Here is an 18,220-nt window from a genome sequence, read left to right on the forward strand (position 1 = left end):
CTTTAGCCTGCGGGCTTTTTCTGCTCCCGACTTCTACCCTAAGTCAAGCTGCTCATGCATCTACAAGAAGTCGGGAAGCTACAAATTTATTTGTGGTATTTTAAATGACAATGTATCAAATCATCTCGTTTTTGCGCTGATTCGCCATGCTGTTTGCGGAAAGTAAAATTTGCAACCCCCTAAGGAGACGCTGACTGCATGAAAGCCAGGGAATTACTCAGAAGATATGCAGAAGGAGAAAGGGATTTTTGTCGTGCCAATCTCCGGGGACAGTCTTTTAAAGGGGAAAACCTATCAGGGGCAGATTTTCGGGAAGCAGATATCCGCAGTGCAGATTTTAGCAATGCTAATTTAACTGGGGCAAACTTTAGGGGTGCGAAAGGTGGATTGCAAAAACGGTGGGCGATTTCTCTGGTTGGTGTTTCTTTTTTGCTGTCAGCAGTCTCTGGATATTGCTCGTCGATTGTTGGTTTTGTTGTTGTATCTATATTTAATTCTTCCAGCTTAGACAATCAGATTACAAGCTGGGTTGGATTAATAGTGGTGATTATCTTCTGTGTAGTCACTATTCGCCAAGGAATAGCAACAGCTTTTGGAGCCCTCGCTGTCGCCGTCGCCGGAGCCCTCGTCCTTGCCTTCACCGGAGCCGGAATCCTCGCCCTCACCGGAGCCGTCACCGGAGCTGGTGCTCTCGCCTTCGCTCTCACCCTCGCCTTCACCCTCGCCGTCGCTGGAGCCGTCGCTGGAACCCTCGCCCTTGCCTTCGCCGTCGCTGGAACCCTCGCCCTTGCCTTCGTCCTCGCCATCGCCGTCGCCGTCGCCGGAGCCATCGCCGTCGCTGTCGCCTTCGCCGTCGCCGAAGCCTTCACTCTATTTATTACTTACATTGCTTGGCGAGCTATTAAAGGAGACGAAAAACAAGCTTTAATTCGCAATATAGCTGTGGCTTTTGCAGCTACTGGTGGTACGAATTTTCGCGGTGCTAATTTAACGGATACTGATTTTACCGGAGCCACCCTGAAAAATACTGATTTAAGAAATGCAACCCTTACCCGTACCTGTTGGCAAAATACGAAAAAACTTGACCTCATTCGTCCGGGAAAAACTTACCTAAAAGACACCCAAGTGCGGCAATTATTGCTCACAAGACAGGGACAAGACAAGAATTTTGATAACCTGAAACTACGGGGAATCAACTTACAGGGAGCGAACTTAGCAGATGCAAGTTTTATCGCCGCAGATTTAAGTGAAGCTAACTTACAAGACGCTGATTTATCCAGAGCCAAACTCAAACAAACTCAACTGGATGAAACTAACTTTACTGGTGCAACTCTCACGGGTTCCTACATCGAAGATTGGGGAATTACTAGCCAAACCAACTTTACTGGGGTAAGGTGCGAGTATGTGTACATGCGAGTTCCCACCAAAAACAACCCTGATCCCCTCCGCAAGCCAGATAACAATGCAGAAGTGTTCACTGATGGGGAATTTGGTGATTTTATTAAACCAATTGTGGATACCCTGGACTTATACCATAATCAAGGAGTTGACCCCAGAGCCATAGCAATTTCCTTCAAAGAGTTAGCAGAAAATAACCCCGATGCGGAATTAGAAATTGTAGCGATAGAGAAACGGGGAGGGGATAAATTTTTACTACGGGCGAAAACCTCTACTGAGGCTAATAAATCAGAATTAAGTACAGAATATTTTGAAACTTATAATTATGTAAAAGCTTTAGCACAGCCAGAAATCCAAGCCTTAATTGCCGATAATTCTCAGCAAATTCGCAAATTAGAGAATGTAGTCACGACGGTATTAAAAAATGATCAGCGACGGGGAATTTTGCTGCTCTCGGCTAATCCCGTAAATACGACAAAACTACGTTTAGATGAAGAAATACGGGAGATTAAAGAGGGTTTAAAACGTGCCAAACAACGGGAACAGTTTGTCATAGACACAGCAGAAGCAGTACGTTATCGAGACATTCACAGAGCTATTTTAGACCACGAACCGCAGATTCTTCATTTTTCTGGACATGGTTCGGGGGAGGATGGTTTAGCCTTTGAAGATGAAGCTGGTAACATCAAATTAATTGATGCGGAAGCACTAGGGGAATTGTTTGAGTTGTTTTCTGATCAAATAGAATGTGTAGTATTGAATGCTTGTTATTCGCAAGTCCAAGCCACAGCCATAGCCCAACATATCAACTATGTTATTGGTATGAATCAGGCAATTCCGGATAAAGCAGGGATAGAATTTGCCATTGGTTTTTATGATGCTTTGGGAGCGGGTAGAACTGTGGATTTTGCCTATAAATTGGGCTGTAATCTGATCAAAAGGGCTGGCGTTCCCGGTGCGCTCATTCCTCAGTTATTGACAAAATAATTTGTAATTCATAATTATTGGTTATACCAATTCAAATAATATTTGCCACACATAAATTATTCATAAGGGCACGGCACCTGTAAGATACTTTTATATATTGAAAGATTATGGATGCCGTGCCCCTACCCATCTGTCCCATCCTTTTTTCAAAATTGTATTACTTATTACTTATTATTTATTACTTATTACTCAGTAAGGCGATTTAAATATCTTTCAATTAATAAAATCGCCACAATATCATCTACAGGTCGGGGGGGATTACGCATACCCTTTGGTAATAACTTAAACAGCCCTTTGGGTGGATACATTTGCCAATAGCGATCGCGTGCTTCTAAGCTAGAATAACGCTCATCCACCATAATAATATTTAAAGGTTCAAGTAACTTTTCTTGTAACTGTTTTTGCCATTTTTTAGCAGTAGTTTGATCTCCCATCACCATTAAAGAAATGGGAAACTTTTTTCTCAGATCATCGATAGTCGCGATCGCATCATCAGCAGGTACAATTTGATGATAATAGAGTTGTCGATCCAATCCCATGACAGCGACACCACATTTATCTCGCCCCGGATCGAAACCTAAAATAGTTGGCTGTGTCGGGGAAAATTCAGGGTAATAGTTTGTCATTTCTTGCTCATTCCCCATTATCCATCACCTACAACCTATTACTTATCACAACTATTGTAATTTCTTAAGTACTAAAAATCACTGTTCCATTTTGAATCGCAACTAATTTCACTTTCAAAGGTCCTGCGGTATAAGTATCTTGAGCAGCAATTGCCTTAATCTCTATTGCTGACTCTAACTTACCTATTCGAGCCACAAATTTTAAGAAAGTACTATCTACTTCAATACTTTCCAAGATACCAGCATTGCGAGCGCGAAATTGGGAAGCAGAAATCAATAATTCTAACCGTTGTCGCAATTGATAGGATGTCATCTGTTGAGGGTCAGCAGTGGTTGTAGCTAATATTTCACCCTGAGAAAATACCAATTCATTTAATGATGCATCAGCAAAAAATTCAATTTGATTTTCCCCCCTGACGTAATTACCAGCAGAGAAAATCCTCACAATATATTGTCGCCCATCTTGAATCTGTTTGCTTAATTGCCGAACTTGATTTTTGGTAATTTGTAGTATTTGTTTATTTCCCGGAGTTTCTCCCGGCTCTGTTAAGCGAATATTCGCATTGCGGTTAGCTTGTTGCAGAAGTTGAACTACACCTCGACGAGCAGGAGATGCTCCTTGGGCTTTAATTATACCTCCAGCTAGCACCTGACCACGAATTAGAGCCAGTTTACCCAAACGTAAATCCCGGTAAGACTGATAATATTTTTCTAGCCTTGCGACCTCCCGCTGCAATAAGCTTCTTTGTTTCTCTAACAGTTTTAAGCTAGATTCCTTTTTAGCGATCGCTTGCTCGCGCTGGGAAATTTCTAAGTTACGCTCTTGAATCAGACCATCTAATTGGGTAATTTTGCGATCACGTTGTTCTATAGCTTCTCGACGTTTTTCTAATTCAATTTCCCGTTGATTAATAGCCGCTCTAGCTTCATCATAAAGTTTTTGCCGTTCCGCCTTCCGCAATTCAATTTCTTGTATGAGTGACCTTTTTTCAGCATAAGCACTTTGAATTTCCGCGATCGCTTTTTTGAGTTGAGCCTGGGTTTCTGCTTGCTTTTTGAGTGCTTTATGTAAAAAAGCATTAATTTTTTGTAATTCCTGCTTTTTTTCGCGTTTGGTCTTTTCTAATTGAGTGACTACCTGTTCTTTCTCTTTTCTTGTGGTGTTGAGATTTGCAGTGGTAGTATTTAACTTCTGATTAGTAGTCTCCAACTCTTGAGTCGTAGCTTGTAACTGTTCCCGCTTCTTTCTCAGATCCCTTTGAATATCATCCAGTTCAAAGACACCTTTACGCAAACCTTCATCAGCAGCGAATAAAATCCCTAAAGTAGATGCGGAAACCAAAGTACCCGTAAGAATTGTAATCAGTACCGCAGTTTTCTTGGGGCGCAACTTAAACAATGACAAACGAGCCTTACCAACCCGCGTGCCAATACGATCGCCAGCAGTGGCGATTGCACCTCCCAAAATTAAAATTGCCACAATCAGGATGTACCCGGCGTCCATCTTAGTAATTAACGAAATTCCTCCAGATACAGCCTACTTCTTCTAAAAATTGTGTGTGGGGAATGGAGCCAGATTATAATAGTTTACCATGAGTCAACGAGTGAGTTGTTTATCATTCCTGAATCACTCATTGAGATATGCAAACACTAACCGACTCCAATCCACTAGTGGTTACTCAGGTTGTTACTAAGTAAATTGTCTACTTAAAGTAACAGGTTTGTGTACAGTGATCTTCTTTTTATGTATGGAAATCATCTTTTTCTCACGTAGATCACCTAACAACCTAGTAACAGTTACCCTTGTAGAGCCAATTGCTTCTGCGATCGCTTGATGAGACAACTTGAGATCAATTGTAATTCCATCTGAACATGGAACCCCAAAATCGCGACAGAGAATTAGTAAAAAGCTTACTAATCTCGAACCCATATCTCGATGAGCAAGGGTTTCAATCATCATCTCTGTCTGAAGAATCCGCGAAGAAAGACCACGCAGCATCAACATGGACAATTCGGGATTTTCTTTGAGTGCTTGCTCTACCTGCTCAATGGGAGCTGAGAGCAATTCCACAGGTGTAAAAGCGACCGCATGGTAGAATCTATCCGATTTATTTCCCGTTAGTAGGGATAAAACCCCAAACACGCTATTTTCACGCAATAGCGCCACAGTTATTTCCTCTCCTGCTTCATACACCCTGGATAGTTTCACTGCGCCTTTCAAGAGGAAATAAACCCGTTCAGCAGGATCGCCGGGAAAAAAGATCGTCTTATTACGCTCAAAACTCTCCACTACTGGAGGAAACGCGCCAGTTGCCATCTGGCGAAAAACATTTGCGAGGGCTTTATCTTGTGTCACGAACATCTCCCTTCCCCTACCCAATGCCGGAAAAACTAAAACTGATTTCCTCAGAAAATACCCGACAATTCAAAAACACATTGTCAAAGTTTTTATACTTTTCTATAACTTAACCTCACTTCTTTTTTACTATTTGTTCATGATGGCATATTATTTTTCATTATTCCATATACTACTTTTTAATAGGTTCTTACACTAGATGTAATTTCTTGCTTTTATTAAGAATAATCTAAGATGTCTTGAGCAGATATTAAGGAAGTATGCATATTTTTTGCTATTTGACAATTTTTAACATCTGCAATCATCAAACAATCCTAGCTTAAAAATATTTAGCAGTTAGGAGTTAAGAATTAAAAATTATTATTCACTCCCTCTCTCACTAACTCACTCCCTCAATCCCTCACTCCTTCCCTCCTTCCCTCCTTCCCTCCTCTTCTAGTATGCTCCTAATTGATTGTTTATCTCAAAAATTCATATGCTGGATTTGACTGGAAAGAATGCCCTAGTAACAGGCATCGCCAATAATCGCTCTATTGCCTGGGGTATTGCCCAACAATTGCATAAGGCTGGAGCCAACCTAGGAATTACCTATCTGCCTGATGAAAAGGGCAAAATGCAGAAAAAAGTGGCGGATCTTGTGGAGCCACTCAGTCCCAGTTTGTTTTTACCTTGCAATGTTCAGGATGATGGGCAAGTAGAGTCAACCTTTGGAGTGATCGCAGATAAGTGGGGTAAAATAGATATCCTCATCCATTGTTTAGCTTTTGCTCAAAGAGAAGACTTGACTGGAGCTTTCAGCCAAACTTCCCGTTCTGGTTTCCAAACGGCTTTAGAGGTCAGTGCTTACTCTCTAGCCCAGTTAGCTGGTGCTGCTAAACCACTAATGGGTTCAGGGGGTAGTATTCTTACTCTTAGCTATTTAGGTAGCGTTAGGGCAATACCTAATTATAACGTAATGGGGGTTGCCAAAGCAGGATTAGAGGCAAGTGTCCGATACTTAGCAGCAGAACTAGGCCCGGAAAATATTCGCGTCAATGCCATTTCTGCAGGCCCCATTCGCACCTTAGCTTCTAGTGCAGTAGGTGGGATTCTCGACATGATTCATCATGTGGAAGAGATTGCTCCCTTACGACGGACTGTGACTCAGTTAGAAGTGGGTAATGCGGCAACCTTTTTATGCAGTGGCTTAGCTAGCGGCATTACAGGACAAGTTCTGTATGTAGATTCGGGATATGAAATCATGGGCATGTAAGCTTTTAGTTAGAAGTTGTTAGTTGTATATGTACTGGTTGCAACTAACCACTAACTCACCATTATTGATTATCAACTAACATCCTATGCAAATTAGCGATACTTCTGACAAGGACTCCAATCTCCGCCAAATCATCACCACCCAAGATAAGCAAATCAATTTTACCCCTCGCATGGCTTCTGTGAGCCGTAAAACTGGGGAAACAGATGTGCAAGTGACAGTTAATTTTGATGGTACAGGGGTGTGTAACGCCGCCACAGGCATCCCATTTTTGGATCATATGCTACATCAAATAGCTTCCCATGGCTTAATCGATTTAGATATTCGCGCCCAAGGAGACTGGGAAATTGATGATCACCATACCAACGAAGATGTAGGTATTACTTTGGGACAAGCTATGGCAAAAGCATTGGCAGATCGGAAGGGTATTGTACGCTTTGGTAATTTTCTCGCTCCTTTAGATGAAGCATTAGTACAAGTAGCCTTAGATTTTTCTGGACGACCCCATCTAAGCTATGGCTTAAATATTCCGACTCAACGAGTGGGTAATTATGATACTCAACTAGTACGGGAATTCTTTGTGGCATTGGTAAACCATAGTCAGATGACATTACATATTCGCCAATTGGATGGTATTAATTCTCATCATATTATTGAAGCCACATTCAAAGCTTTTGCTCGCGCTGCACGAATGGCTGTTGCAATTGACCCCAGACGTGCTGCTACTATTCCCAGCTCTAAAGGTGTCTTGTAAAGGAATAAGAAGAGGCGGGGGAGCAGGGAAGAGAGGGAAAGAGGGAAAGAGGGAAAGAGGGGAAGGCAAAAAGCTTGTTACTTCTTTATTCTCCCCACACTCCCCACACCTCCCACACTCCCCACACTCCCCACACTCCCCACACTCCCGATTCCCCACTCCCAACTAACAACTAACAACTAACAACTAACAATTTTCAAAATAGTGACAAAATACTGGGCAATCAGTTATCCTTTTGGACATAATTTACACACCCATACTTGTTCTGACAAAACAACTAAGTGGGTGTAAATTAATGTGTAATATTTGATGCTGTTGCCAATATAAATTAATCAAAAATGAAGTCTGTAGTAGACGCACCCGATATTCCATTTAATAGTCAAGAAACGCCAGTGGTGTTGACTACCGAATTACGTAAAGTATATCGTACGGGCTTTTGGCTGAATGAAAAAATTGTATCTCTGAAAAGCTGTTCCTTAAAAGTTTACCCGGGAGAAACTTTTGGCTTGCTTGGGCCTAACGGTGCTGGCAAGACTACATTGTTTAAATTGTTACTAGGAATCATTCGTCCGACTGCTGGGAAAGGTATATTATTAGGTCAACCAATCGGCGATCGCAGTGTAAAACAACGGATAGGCTATCTACCGGAAAACCCTTACCTATATGATTATCTTACAGGTTGGGAATTTTTACAGCTCGCAGGGGGTATATTCCAGATTCCTTCCAGCCTCCAGCGCCAACGCATTCCCCAATTATTAGACTTGGTGGGTTTATCGAAAATGGATGCTCGCAAGAAAAAAATGCGTCGCTATTCTAAGGGAATGTTACAACGGGTAGGTATGGCCCAGGCATTAATTAATGATCCAGATTTATTATTTCTGGATGAACCTATGTCTGGACTCGATCCGTTAGGACGCTACCAAATGCGGGAAATTATTCTCACACTCAAAGAACAAGGAAAAACCATTTTTTTCAACAGTCATATTCTCAGTGATGTAGAAAAAATTTGCGATCGCGTTGCCATTTTAGCTCAAGGGGAATTAATTTGTTGTGGTTCCCTCAATCAACTGCTAGGTATAGCCCATACCTATCATGTAATTGGTGAAGGTGGTGACTGGGAAATTTTGCAAAAATGGCTACCAAATATAGAATCTAAGTCGGATGGTTCTTGGCAAGGAGAACTACAAGGAGATTACTATGATTTTCTCGCTAGTTTGCGATTAATGGGTGGACAAATTATAAATATGAAATTATTTCGTCCTTCTCTGGAGGAATTTTTTATCCAAAATTTGCAAAAATAGTTGATTCCCATGAGCTACAATCTAAAATCATTTGTATGAAAATAGACAATCATATGATAATATTACATAAACCAGGAAATATCATTCCTGACAGAGGCTCTACCATTTAACTATATCTGTCTCAGGTAACATACTTAACTAACAAAAATATGAAATTTAGGTTACACAAGTAATTTAGAAAGTGAATGAAAGTTTAACCAAGGTAAACCACAGGTGTGTTTAATTGACTGTCTAATTTACTTACCTCATTCAGATTAAAAAAATCTATGATTTTACTAATTAATATAGTTGGTGGATAATTCAACTTTGGATGTTGGAGTGACTCCATGTCTAAAGCCAGAAGTTTTAAATCATCATTAAGCTAACTTTTTTCTCCAAGGGCAAATCTAAATAAACTATTACTTTGACCGGGTTACCCTGATTAGTTTATTTTTGAGTTACCTAGAAGGATAATGCCAACCGTAAATCCACATTTACTATTATGTATTTATTGATCATCCATATTCGATATTAAATTGATTATATTGTATGCTTGACCAACTAAGGAAAGTAAAAATGTTTAGTTTCCCATTGTTCTATGACTCTAACTTTTGTCTCAGACTCATCTAAGCTTTAAATTTACTTTACCAAAAATTAAAACTCCATGTATGGTTTTTGGGCGGAAAATTGAGCAAATTCTAGATAAGAAGGTTAGGGAACTTGAATAGTTAAGTATGGTCAAGAATCAAAAGTTCAGTCACCACTTTATGTATGTTAGTTTCGTTTAAATATGCTTAATACAGGTTTATTGAAATTTCTCACCCAGCCAATTGCAGGAGTGGTTGTATTAATGACCATGATGTTTTTTCCCTCCGCAAGCTTGGCTCAAATTAATACTGTATCTACCGATGTACAACTTAACACATTGACAGGTACGCAAACGCAAAACGCACTAGATCGAAATTATACTTTGGGTGGTGGTGATCGCATACGTGTAAATGTATTTGAAGTTCCTGAATATACAGGTGAGTATCAAATTCCTCCTGGAGGACGTATTAATCTGCCTTTAATTGGTAGCATTCCTTTAGAAGGACTAACAACAGAAGAAGCTGCTGATAACATTGCCAAGCAATATTCTCGTTATTTGAAGCGTCCTCTAATTTCAGTCAATTTGTTATCACCTCGTCCAATTAATGTTTTTGTATCTGGGGAAATAACACGTCCTGGTTCTTATACACTGAGTTTGCAAGGCAGTGGAGGAGATAATCCAGGGGTACAATATCCAACAGTCCTAGCAGCACTGACAGCAGCTCAGGGAGTAACTATGACTGCGGATATTACTCAAGTGGTGGTAAGAAGGCGTGGTAGAGGAGGCGAACAGAAAGCAGTTCCTCTCAACCTCAAGGAATGGGTGACAACAGGTCAAGTACCCCAAGATATTACTTTACGGGATGGAGACACTATTTTTGTCCCTACAGCCAAGGAACCGAGTCTCGCAGAAGCCAGAAATTTAGCTGCACTTAACTTTGCTGCTAGCCCCAGCGCACCACGCACGGTGGCTGTGATTGGTGAAGTTAATCGTCCTGGTGCTTACCTTGTGAGTACTAATAATACTGCTAATAATAATCAACAGAATCAACCAGGAGGTGGAAACAACGTTGCGAATTTGCCAACATTAACTCGGGTAATTCAGCAGGCTGGTGGTATTACATCCCAAGCTAATGTTCGCAAGGTAACTATCCGTCGTCCAACAAAAAATAAGGATGGCTATCAACAAAATATTGATATTAATCTTTGGCAATTATTACAAAGTGGTGATATAAGTCAAGATGTTATCCTCCAAGATGGAGATACTATTGTTGTTCCTACTGCCACTGAAATTAATCCAGCAGAAGCGACTCAATTAGCCACAACTACTTTATCCCCCGCAGAAATTGAAGTTGGTGTGGTAGGGGAAGTGAAAACCCCAGGAAGAGTAAGAATTAAGCCTAACAGTCCTTTAAATGATGCATTACTTGCAGCAGGAGGATTTAATGATGCTAGAGCGAAGAAGAAAAAAGTAACTCTGGTTCGTCTCAATCCTAATGGTTCTGTAACAAAACGCCAAATCAAAGTAGATTTGGCATCCGGAATTAATGAGCAAACCAATCCCATTCTTCGTGATGACGATGTTGTGCTTGTTGGTCGTTCTGGCATTGCTAAGGTTAGTGATCCTCTAGGTCTAATATTAGGACCTGTAGGTGGAGCTATCAATGTACTTAGATTCTTTTTCGGATTCTAGGCAAATAACTCACTTTGCAAATGAAGCCCAACAATACCAAAGTTTTTGGTTGTTGGGTTTCTTTTTATTTGTTACTTAGATATAGCTATAGCCAGCCAAGTTAGGACGTTTTTCAGTTGATAGTTGATAGTTGATAGTCCTTTAGTCAAAAAATACTGTCCTCATTAATATGTAAGGTTCGCCCATTTTTTTTGAAGTTAGAGAAATTGATAAATAATGTGATACCTTTTTCACAAAAGAATGCGACAGAAAATGTAGGGAACATTCACAATCTCTCAATATATAAAAGTATCTTAGCTGGTGCCGTGCCCTTACGAAGAATTTATATGTTGCAAACATTATTTGAATTATTGCGAGAATAGGGATTTGGAGTCAATCAGGTTTTTTTGCTGGCATTTGGAGGCAAAATTAATACGCTTCCTTGCGCTCGCAATTTAAATCAAACGCTAAAACCCTGATTATTTCCTTCTGCATTTTTCCTAACTCGGTTTCAAATGGGCGAACCGGGAGTTATTAATTATTACTTATTACTTATTACTTGTACCCTGCTCCCCTACCTATGACTTACTTCACTAGAATTTAATGCAGCCTTAATTGAGGCTTTAAATCTGTAGTGTATTGTTCCTAAGGAAGTGAAATTATCCTCGGAGCAGTTGCCAGATTTTCTCGTTCGAGGACATGTTCAGCTCTAATCAAAACTAGAGCTAATTTGGATTAACCGAGACTCTGCAATACTTTGGGGAATTTCATAGTTATTTGGATTGCCCATCCTTAATTTTGTACTAGAGGAAGTATATGAGTCATCGCATTTCCAGACGTTCGTTTCTCACTCTTAGTGCTGCTGGCGCTGGAGCAGTAGTAGGAAGTCAGTGGTTAGATCTGAGTCTAGTTGAAGCAAACGACAGTTTATCTTCTGGCTATCCAGTTCAGGTAGGGGATGTTACTTCAAATAGAGCTACTATTTGGACACGGGGCGATCGCAACTCAAATCTGATTGTCCAGGTTTCTACTTCACCCAACTTTCACCATCATCGTACTCGAACCATTCACGGAGGAGAGTTAAGCATAGCTACAGACTTTACTGGTCAAGTTAATGTGAAGGGTTTGCAGCCAGGAAGACAGTACTATTATCGGGTAGGTTACACCGATAGAGGACTACGCAATGCTAACTTTTCAGGTGAAGGTGGTTTCCAAACTGCACCAGCACCATTTGAGAATCAAACTGTCCGGTTTGCTTGGGTAGCTGACCTAGCAGGACAAGGTTGGGGTCGTAATCCTGAATTTGAGATCCAGTCTTTTGATGGTGAGATTATCCAAGGAGGGTATGTAGTCTTCGATGTCATCCGTAAGTTTAAGCCTGACTTTGCAGTATTTCAGGGTGACATGATTTATGCAGATAATTCCATACCAGCTACAAAGGAAATTCCAAAGGCAATTGGTGGGGGAACCTGGATTAATGAGCCTGCGAAAGATTTTGTAGCGATTACTCTAGATGAATATCGAGCCAATTGGAAATACAATCTGGGGGATGAAAAGTTCCGACGTTTTCTAGCCGAAACCCCCATTTATGTAGAGTGGGATGACCACGAGGTAACTAACAACTGGTATCCTGGGGAAATTCTGCCTGATGGTGAGCCTTATAATGGGATCTCTGTTGATACCCTGGCAGCTGTTGCCGAACAATCACTATTTGAATATAATCCCATCCGTAGGAAAAAACTGTTTCGTAGTTTCCGTCACGGAAAACATTTAGAAGTTTTCTTAGTCGATGAGCGGTCTTTCAGAGATCCAAACCCAGAAAATAGCGATCCCAATGGTATTGAAATGTTGGGACAAAAGCAATTCAAGTGGCTGAAACGAGCTTTGAGAAAGTCCAAGGCTACCTGGAAAGTCATTGCTACCCACGATCCTTTTACCATCGTCACCGGGGGAGAAACTGATCGGGATTCTTGGGGTCAAAACGAGCAAGAAATATTAGGTCGGGAATTACAACTGCGCGAGCTATTACAGTTTATTAAGCACGAACGCATTAAGAATGTGGTTTCCATTACAGCCGACGTTCATTTTGCAGCAGCAATTCAAACCGATCCAGATCGAGCTATTTTCAAAGATTTTAATCCTTTCTGGGAATTTGTGATTGGCCCTATCAACTCTGGTGCTTTTGGTCCGGGAAATCTCGATCCTAGCTTTGGCCCAGAGTATAAATTTAGACGAGGGCCAGGAGCTTTAAACTTACCTGGGAACTTGCCACCAACGAAGACTGATTTACAGTTCTTTGGATTAGCAGAGGTAGATGGTAGAACAGCTGAACTAACTGTTCAAATACGTGATATTACAGGTATTTTAATGTATGAAAAAACACTGTACCCCGAGTAATATCATCAGATATTTAGTATACTCCTTATCCTGAATTGAAGTGGGCAGGATCAACTATTAGCTGTGGAGTTTAGCAAAACAAGGTTTCAAGCCCCTATATTTCATTTATATATGGGGTTCCTCCCCTGCTCCTTGCTCCTTGTTCCCTGCTCCTTATTCCCTGCTCCCTAATCCCTACTCCCTAATCCCTACTCCCTACTCCCTACTCCCTAATTAAATATAGGGAACGGGTGTATGCTTTCATCGTCTATGACTGAGAGGGAATTAAGGGTAAATCTCCATGACAGTATTTATGCAGTTGCAATTTAGCATAATTCGATACACTTCATTCTTAGTCAAAGGATGGCTCTATGCTGGTTTTATGACTGTGGGTTGGTGCCTAGCAATGCCCTCAGGCTTAGCAGCAGAAAAGGTGAATATTCGCTTAGGTCCATTTCAGCAGTCAGTAGAAGTTGGGGATTTAGAAAAATTTGCAAAAACCGGCAAGTTACCAGATAAACTACAAGTTTTTTCGTCGGTGCTGACTCCACAAGCGAGAGGATTATTAACCCAACGATTACAAGTAGACCCAAAAATTGCCGATCGCTTTTTTGATAGCTTAATGAAAACATCGGTAGGTAAACAATTAATTTCATCCCTAGGGACTGCAATTCCCGGTAGTTCACCAAAAATTTTAAAAACGGGATTGTATTTAGCCCTAAGACAAGTGAATGGATTAAGTTTACTCGGTTTTTTGCGGGCATATCCCCAGGATAGTGTTACCATCGATGCTGCTCAAGCAGTATCCTTGGCTGTGAGAATCAACCCAAATTATCTGTCCAGCATAGCTTTGGGAAATTCTCTACAAACAGATTTATTTGTTAAAAATAACACTGTACTACCAACATCTTTTAATCCTGCTCAAACTGGTGACAACACAGTCCAAACCAAGACAATTCGGCTCACTGATAGAACTAGAAAGCGTGTTATTCCCGTAGACATTTATTGGAGTCCAGATACACAAAAGACTCAGACTCCCTTGGTAGTTATTTCCCACGGTTTTGGTGCCCAGCGAACATTTCTGGCTTATCTAGCACGTCACCTTGCTTCCCATGGCGTTACCGTTGCTGCCTTGGAGCATCCTGGTAGTAATAGTACTGCTGTGAATCGAGCAACTAACAAAGGGAATTTACAAGATTTGATTGTCCCTACCGAATTTAGCGATCGCCCTCAAGATGTTAGTTTTATATTAGACAAATTTGCCAAACTCAATACTCAACCAGGGGTACTCAACTCCCAACTAAATACAAATAAGGTAACTGTAATTGGTCATTCTTTGGGAGGATATACAGCTTTAGCCTTAGCTGGTGCAGAGTTAGATTTAGAACATTTACGAAAATTTTGTCAAAATTCCCTTTCCTTAGCAAAATCACCTGGAGATTGGTTACAGTGTGCAGCCACAGGGTTAAAAGGGCGCAAACTACAACTCAAAGATTCGCGAGTTAAAAATGTCATTGCTCTCAACCCTCTAGTGGGTGAAATCTTTGGTCGTCAGGGTATGGCAAAGGTAAACAGTCCAGTATTAATGTTAACAGGAACTGAAGATACTTTGACCCCCGCAGTTTCTCATCAAATCAAGCCCTTTCAACAATTGCGAGGTAGTAAATATTTATTAACTGCCATTGGTGGTACTCACTTGAGTGTTAGCGGCTCAAAATATCAAGGTAGTGCAACTAATAAAATTATTCCCGAAAAACAAGGCAAAGAAACCCAATCCCTACGCCAAGTCATCCAAGGTGTCAGCTTGGCATTCATCCACCAACAAACACCGTCAGCAAAGGCTTATCGACCATTTTTAACACCAGGCTATGTACAGTCCTTTTCCAGACCACACATTTCTCTACGCCTGACCTCTAATTTACCAGCTAGTATTAGACGGTGGTTAAGGTTTTTCTAGATTTTTAGGAGATTTCTAGAGTTAAAAGTAATGTGAGTTTGCATGTTACTTTTTACATATATATATAAACAAAATTACTGAGATTAGCTTTATCGATTCTACCCCCATCAACCGGATAACGCGGGGACGCGGGGCGAGATGTGTCCCAAGCCCAGTGTCCAGGGCGATAAGCCTCAAGGGTCTGAGTCTCCTATCAAAATCTGCGATTTTATGGATCCAGATTGGTAGGCGGTTCAAGCCCCATCACATCGGTGTTTCCGCGTCTCTTCTTGACCGAAAAAGAAAAGGATACAAGCCCCCAAATTTATTTGTGGAAAAATTAGAAATAATTGTGCTGCGATGCATAAGCATTCTTTCTCAATAATTCCTTTCTTGATGCAGTTGCTCATGGGGTAGACCCCCTTTCTGCGCGCTGCTCTCTACATTCATGTATGAGGTTCCTCCCCTGCTCCCTGCTCCCTGCTCCCCTACCTCTTCCTGACGTAAAAAACAGATAAGTTTGTATGTATGAGAGGGAGAATCCCAAACAAATCTTGTAGTGTAGGCATCGTCATCTGCTCCGTTTTGCAGACGAGTCGGATGGGTGACAGTCCGGCTTAGTTCAACAGCATTGCCTCCATTTGTGCCGAAAGATGTCAGAATTAAATGTGTTTTATGCAAATTGTTATATTCGTAATTTATGGGTACGCAACAAAGAGTTCTTTCTGGAGTTCAACCAACTGGTAATCTACATTTAGGCAACTATTTGGGCGCAATTCGCAACTGGGTGGAAATCCAACATCAGTATGATAATTACTTTTGTGTAGTAGATTTACATGCTATTACCGTACCCCACAATCCCGCGATATTAGCAGGTGATACTTATGGAATTGCAGCACTTTATCTCGCGTGCGGTATTGATTTACAACACTCCACTATTTTTATTCAATCCCACGTCCCTGCCCATTGCGAGCTAACTTGGCTGCTCAACTGTATCACCCCCCTCAATTGGTTGGAAGATATGATCCAATTTAAGGAAAAGGCTGTGAAGCAGGGTGAAAATGTGGGTGTGGGTTTATTAGATTATCCCGTCCTCATGGCAGCTGATATTTTACTGTACCAAGCGGATAAAGTACCCGTAGGTGAAGACCAAAAACAACATTTGGAATTGACGAGGGATATTGTCAACAGGTTTAATCACCAATTCGCCAAACAAGACGAACCTGTACTGAAATTACCAGATCCTTTGATTCGTAAAGAAGGGGCGCGGGTAATGAGTTTAACCGATGGGACAAAGAAAATGTCCAAGTCCGATCCTTCAGAATTGAGTAGAATTAATTTGTTAGATTCTGCGGATGAGATTACTAAAAAAATTAAGCGTTGCAAAACTGATCCCGTTCGCGGTTTAACTTTTGATGATGCAGAACGTCCGGAATGTAATAACCTCCTAACCTTATATATGCTACTATCCGGCAAAACTAAGGCAGAAGTAGCGGCTGAGTGTGAAGATATGGGTTGGGGTCAGTTTAAACCTTTGTTAACAGAAACCACCATTGCAGCCCTTAAACCCATTCAAGAGAAATATCACCAAATAATGGCAGACAAGGGCTATTTAGAATCTGTATTGCGTGATGGTAGGGAAAAAGCAGAGGATATAGCCAAGCAAACTCTGATACAAGTTAAAGCTGCTATGGGTTATTCCATGCCCCTCTAATTTCTCCTATGCTTTACCCCACAACTACTGAAATCCTTATAGGATAGGGGAGGACAAGGGAGAGGGAGAAGACAGAGAAGGCAAAAAGCTTATCACTTCTTTATTCTTCCCACACTCCCCACACTCCCCACACTCCCCACACTCCCCCCTGCCCCCTGCACCTTTTCCCCCCTGCTTCTTCTAGTCAGGTTACCCAAAATTTTGATGAGGTTTTGTTGTTCAGTATTATGTGTATATGTTTAACTAAAATTAACCATTTTCCATTCTATGCACAACCAGCAGAACAACAAGCCTTTAGATGCTTTTCGTAAAGCTGCTGAAGCGGGTGAATTTTTAATTACCGCCGAAGTAGCACCTCCCAAGGGAGGAGATCCTTGTCATATGGTGGAAATGGCGGCGACCCTTAAGGGGAGGGTTCATGCCGTCAATATTACTGATGGTAGCCGTGCTGTGTTGCGGATGTCTCCATTACCAGCGTCAGTTATTCTACTGCAACATGGTATTGAACCAATATGTCAGATGGCTTGCCGCGATCGCAACCGGATTGGTTTACAAGCTGACTTGATGGGAGCATATGCTTTAGGTATTCGCAATGTTTTATCTTTGACCGGAGACTCAGTGAAAGCTGGTGATCATCCGGATGCTAAAGGGGTATTTGATTTGGAATCCATACGACTTTTACAGGCAATTGATAAACTCAATCATGGCTTTGATTATAACGATAAACCTTTAACTGATGGTATTCTGGATTTATTCCCTGGTGCAGCAGTAGATCCCCAATGTCCCAGTTGGTCTGGTTTACAAAAGAGATTTGAGCGTAAACTACAAGCGGGAGCACAATTTTTTCAAAGTCAGTTAATTACAGATTTTGACAAGTTAGATAAATTTATGGATCAAATTGCTGCTGGTTGTGATAAACCAATTTTGGCGGGAATTTTCCTCTTCAAATCAGCAAAAAATGCTCGCTTTATCAAGCGTGTAGTTCCTGGGGTGAATATTCCCGATCATATTATTGAGCGTCTGGAAAAGGCACAAGACCCCTTGGAAGAAGGAATGAAAATTGCTGCTGAGCAAGTACAAATGGCACAACAATTGTGTCAAGGTGTACATATGATGGCGGTAAAACGGGAAGACTTGATTGCCCCTATTTTGAACTTAGCTGGTGTCAAGCCTGTAAATGAATTGGTACCGGTGTAAACTGAGCAAATTCTATTATACGTTTAGTGTGAATTGATTGCTGAAACTATTGTAATTGTCTTAGTAATCCAAAAATCAATGTTT

At 41.1% G+C, this 18,220-nt stretch carries 13 protein-coding genes; 9 read left to right on the plus strand and 4 right to left on the minus strand.

From position 1 onward, the window contains the following. Positions 1 to 198 precede the first annotated feature (198 nt). Positions 199 to 2,385 carry a pentapeptide repeat-containing protein gene (locus CALSC_RS04630; RefSeq protein ID WP_088240236.1) on the plus strand — a complete coding sequence of 729 codons (2,187 nt, stop codon included), beginning with the start codon at positions 199 to 201 and terminating at the stop codon, positions 2,383 to 2,385. 185 nt (positions 2,386 to 2,570) lie between these two features. On the opposite strand, the gene CALSC_RS04635 is transcribed toward CALSC_RS04630, so the two are convergent. The 3 genes from CALSC_RS04635 to ntcA form a co-directional block, all read right to left on the minus strand. Continuing rightward, entirely contained in the window at positions 2,571 to 3,011 is a 441-nt protein-coding gene (locus CALSC_RS04635) for a pre-16S rRNA-processing nuclease YqgF (protein ID WP_088240263.1), read from the minus strand. Positions 3,012 to 3,075: 64 nt separating this feature from the next. Beyond that, a complete protein-coding gene (locus CALSC_RS04640; protein ID WP_088240237.1) occupies positions 3,076 to 4,515 on the minus strand; it encodes a DUF3084 domain-containing protein in 1,440 nt (479 codons plus the stop codon). A gap of 186 nt (positions 4,516 to 4,701) precedes the next feature. Beyond that, positions 4,702 to 5,373 (minus strand): global nitrogen regulator NtcA, encoded by a 672-nt coding sequence (ntcA, locus tag CALSC_RS04645; RefSeq protein WP_088240238.1) that lies wholly within the window; start codon positions 5,371 to 5,373, stop codon positions 4,702 to 4,704. Positions 5,374 to 5,842: 469 nt separating this feature from the next. On the opposite strand from ntcA, the gene fabI reads away from it, so the two are divergent. The 6 genes from fabI (at position 5,843) to CALSC_RS04675 (ending at position 15,246) form a co-directional block, all read left to right on the plus strand. Next, entirely contained in the window at positions 5,843 to 6,619 is a 777-nt protein-coding gene (gene fabI, locus CALSC_RS04650) for an enoyl-ACP reductase FabI (protein WP_088240239.1), read from the plus strand. Between the two features lie 85 nt (positions 6,620 to 6,704). Next, positions 6,705 to 7,373: an imidazoleglycerol-phosphate dehydratase HisB gene (hisB, locus tag CALSC_RS04655; protein ID WP_088240240.1), complete on the plus strand. Its 669-nt coding sequence runs from the start codon at positions 6,705 to 6,707 to the stop codon at positions 7,371 to 7,373. Between the two features lie 338 nt (positions 7,374 to 7,711). Further along, positions 7,712 to 8,674 carry an ABC transporter ATP-binding protein gene (locus CALSC_RS04660; protein WP_088240241.1) on the plus strand — a complete coding sequence of 321 codons (963 nt, stop codon included), beginning with the start codon at positions 7,712 to 7,714 and terminating at the stop codon, positions 8,672 to 8,674. Between the two features lie 769 nt (positions 8,675 to 9,443). Next, the gene (locus CALSC_RS04665) at positions 9,444 to 10,934 is read left to right on the plus strand and encodes a polysaccharide biosynthesis/export family protein (protein WP_088240242.1); all 1,491 of its coding nucleotides are present in this window, start codon (positions 9,444 to 9,446) and stop codon (positions 10,932 to 10,934) included. A 795-nt stretch (positions 10,935 to 11,729) separates the two neighbouring features. Continuing rightward, a complete protein-coding gene (locus CALSC_RS04670) occupies positions 11,730 to 13,310 on the plus strand; it encodes an alkaline phosphatase D family protein (RefSeq protein ID WP_088240243.1) in 1,581 nt (526 codons plus the stop codon). A 292-nt stretch (positions 13,311 to 13,602) separates the two neighbouring features. Beyond that, the gene (locus tag CALSC_RS04675) at positions 13,603 to 15,246 is read left to right on the plus strand and encodes an alpha/beta hydrolase (protein WP_088240264.1); all 1,644 of its coding nucleotides are present in this window, start codon (positions 13,603 to 13,605) and stop codon (positions 15,244 to 15,246) included. Positions 15,247 to 15,603: 357 nt separating this feature from the next. Here the strand turns inward: CALSC_RS04675 and CALSC_RS04680 are convergent, their stop codons facing one another. Then, positions 15,604 to 15,906 (minus strand): hypothetical protein, encoded by a 303-nt coding sequence (locus tag CALSC_RS04680; protein ID WP_088240244.1) that lies wholly within the window; start codon positions 15,904 to 15,906, stop codon positions 15,604 to 15,606. A gap of 19 nt (positions 15,907 to 15,925) precedes the next feature. Between CALSC_RS04680 and trpS the strand changes: the two genes are divergently transcribed. Further along, the gene (trpS, locus tag CALSC_RS04685; RefSeq protein ID WP_088240245.1) at positions 15,926 to 16,939 is read left to right on the plus strand and encodes a tryptophan--tRNA ligase; all 1,014 of its coding nucleotides are present in this window, start codon (positions 15,926 to 15,928) and stop codon (positions 16,937 to 16,939) included. Between the two features lie 267 nt (positions 16,940 to 17,206). Next, positions 17,207 to 18,136 carry a methylenetetrahydrofolate reductase gene (locus CALSC_RS04690; protein ID WP_088240246.1) on the plus strand — a complete coding sequence of 310 codons (930 nt, stop codon included), beginning with the start codon at positions 17,207 to 17,209 and terminating at the stop codon, positions 18,134 to 18,136. The last annotated feature ends 84 nt before the right edge of the window (positions 18,137 to 18,220 follow it).

It is taken from the genome of Calothrix rhizosoleniae SC01 (assembly GCF_900185595.1).
In the GTDB taxonomy this organism is placed as follows: domain Bacteria; phylum Cyanobacteriota; class Cyanobacteriia; order Cyanobacteriales; family Nostocaceae; genus Calothrix_A; species Calothrix_A rhizosoleniae.

Coding starts and splice junctions, on each gene's coding strand:
- CALSC_RS04630 (WP_088240236.1), top strand. CDS start 199: ATGAAAGCCAGGGAATTACTCAGAAGATATGCAGAAGGAGAAAGGGAT.
- CALSC_RS04635 (WP_088240263.1), bottom strand. CDS start 3,011: ATGACAAACTATTACCCTGAATTTTCCCCGACACAGCCAACTATTTTA.
- CALSC_RS04640 (WP_088240237.1), bottom strand. CDS start 4,515: ATGGACGCCGGGTACATCCTGATTGTGGCAATTTTAATTTTGGGAGGT.
- ntcA (WP_088240238.1), bottom strand. CDS start 5,373: ATGTTCGTGACACAAGATAAAGCCCTCGCAAATGTTTTTCGCCAGATG.
- fabI (WP_088240239.1), top strand. CDS start 5,843: ATGCTGGATTTGACTGGAAAGAATGCCCTAGTAACAGGCATCGCCAAT.
- hisB (WP_088240240.1), top strand. CDS start 6,705: ATGCAAATTAGCGATACTTCTGACAAGGACTCCAATCTCCGCCAAATC.
- CALSC_RS04660 (WP_088240241.1), top strand. CDS start 7,712: ATGAAGTCTGTAGTAGACGCACCCGATATTCCATTTAATAGTCAAGAA.
- CALSC_RS04665 (WP_088240242.1), top strand. CDS start 9,444: ATGCTTAATACAGGTTTATTGAAATTTCTCACCCAGCCAATTGCAGGA.
- CALSC_RS04670 (WP_088240243.1), top strand. CDS start 11,730: ATGAGTCATCGCATTTCCAGACGTTCGTTTCTCACTCTTAGTGCTGCT.
- CALSC_RS04675 (WP_088240264.1), top strand. CDS start 13,603: ATGCAGTTGCAATTTAGCATAATTCGATACACTTCATTCTTAGTCAAA.
- trpS (WP_088240245.1), top strand. CDS start 15,926: ATGGGTACGCAACAAAGAGTTCTTTCTGGAGTTCAACCAACTGGTAAT.
- CALSC_RS04690 (WP_088240246.1), top strand. CDS start 17,207: ATGCACAACCAGCAGAACAACAAGCCTTTAGATGCTTTTCGTAAAGCT.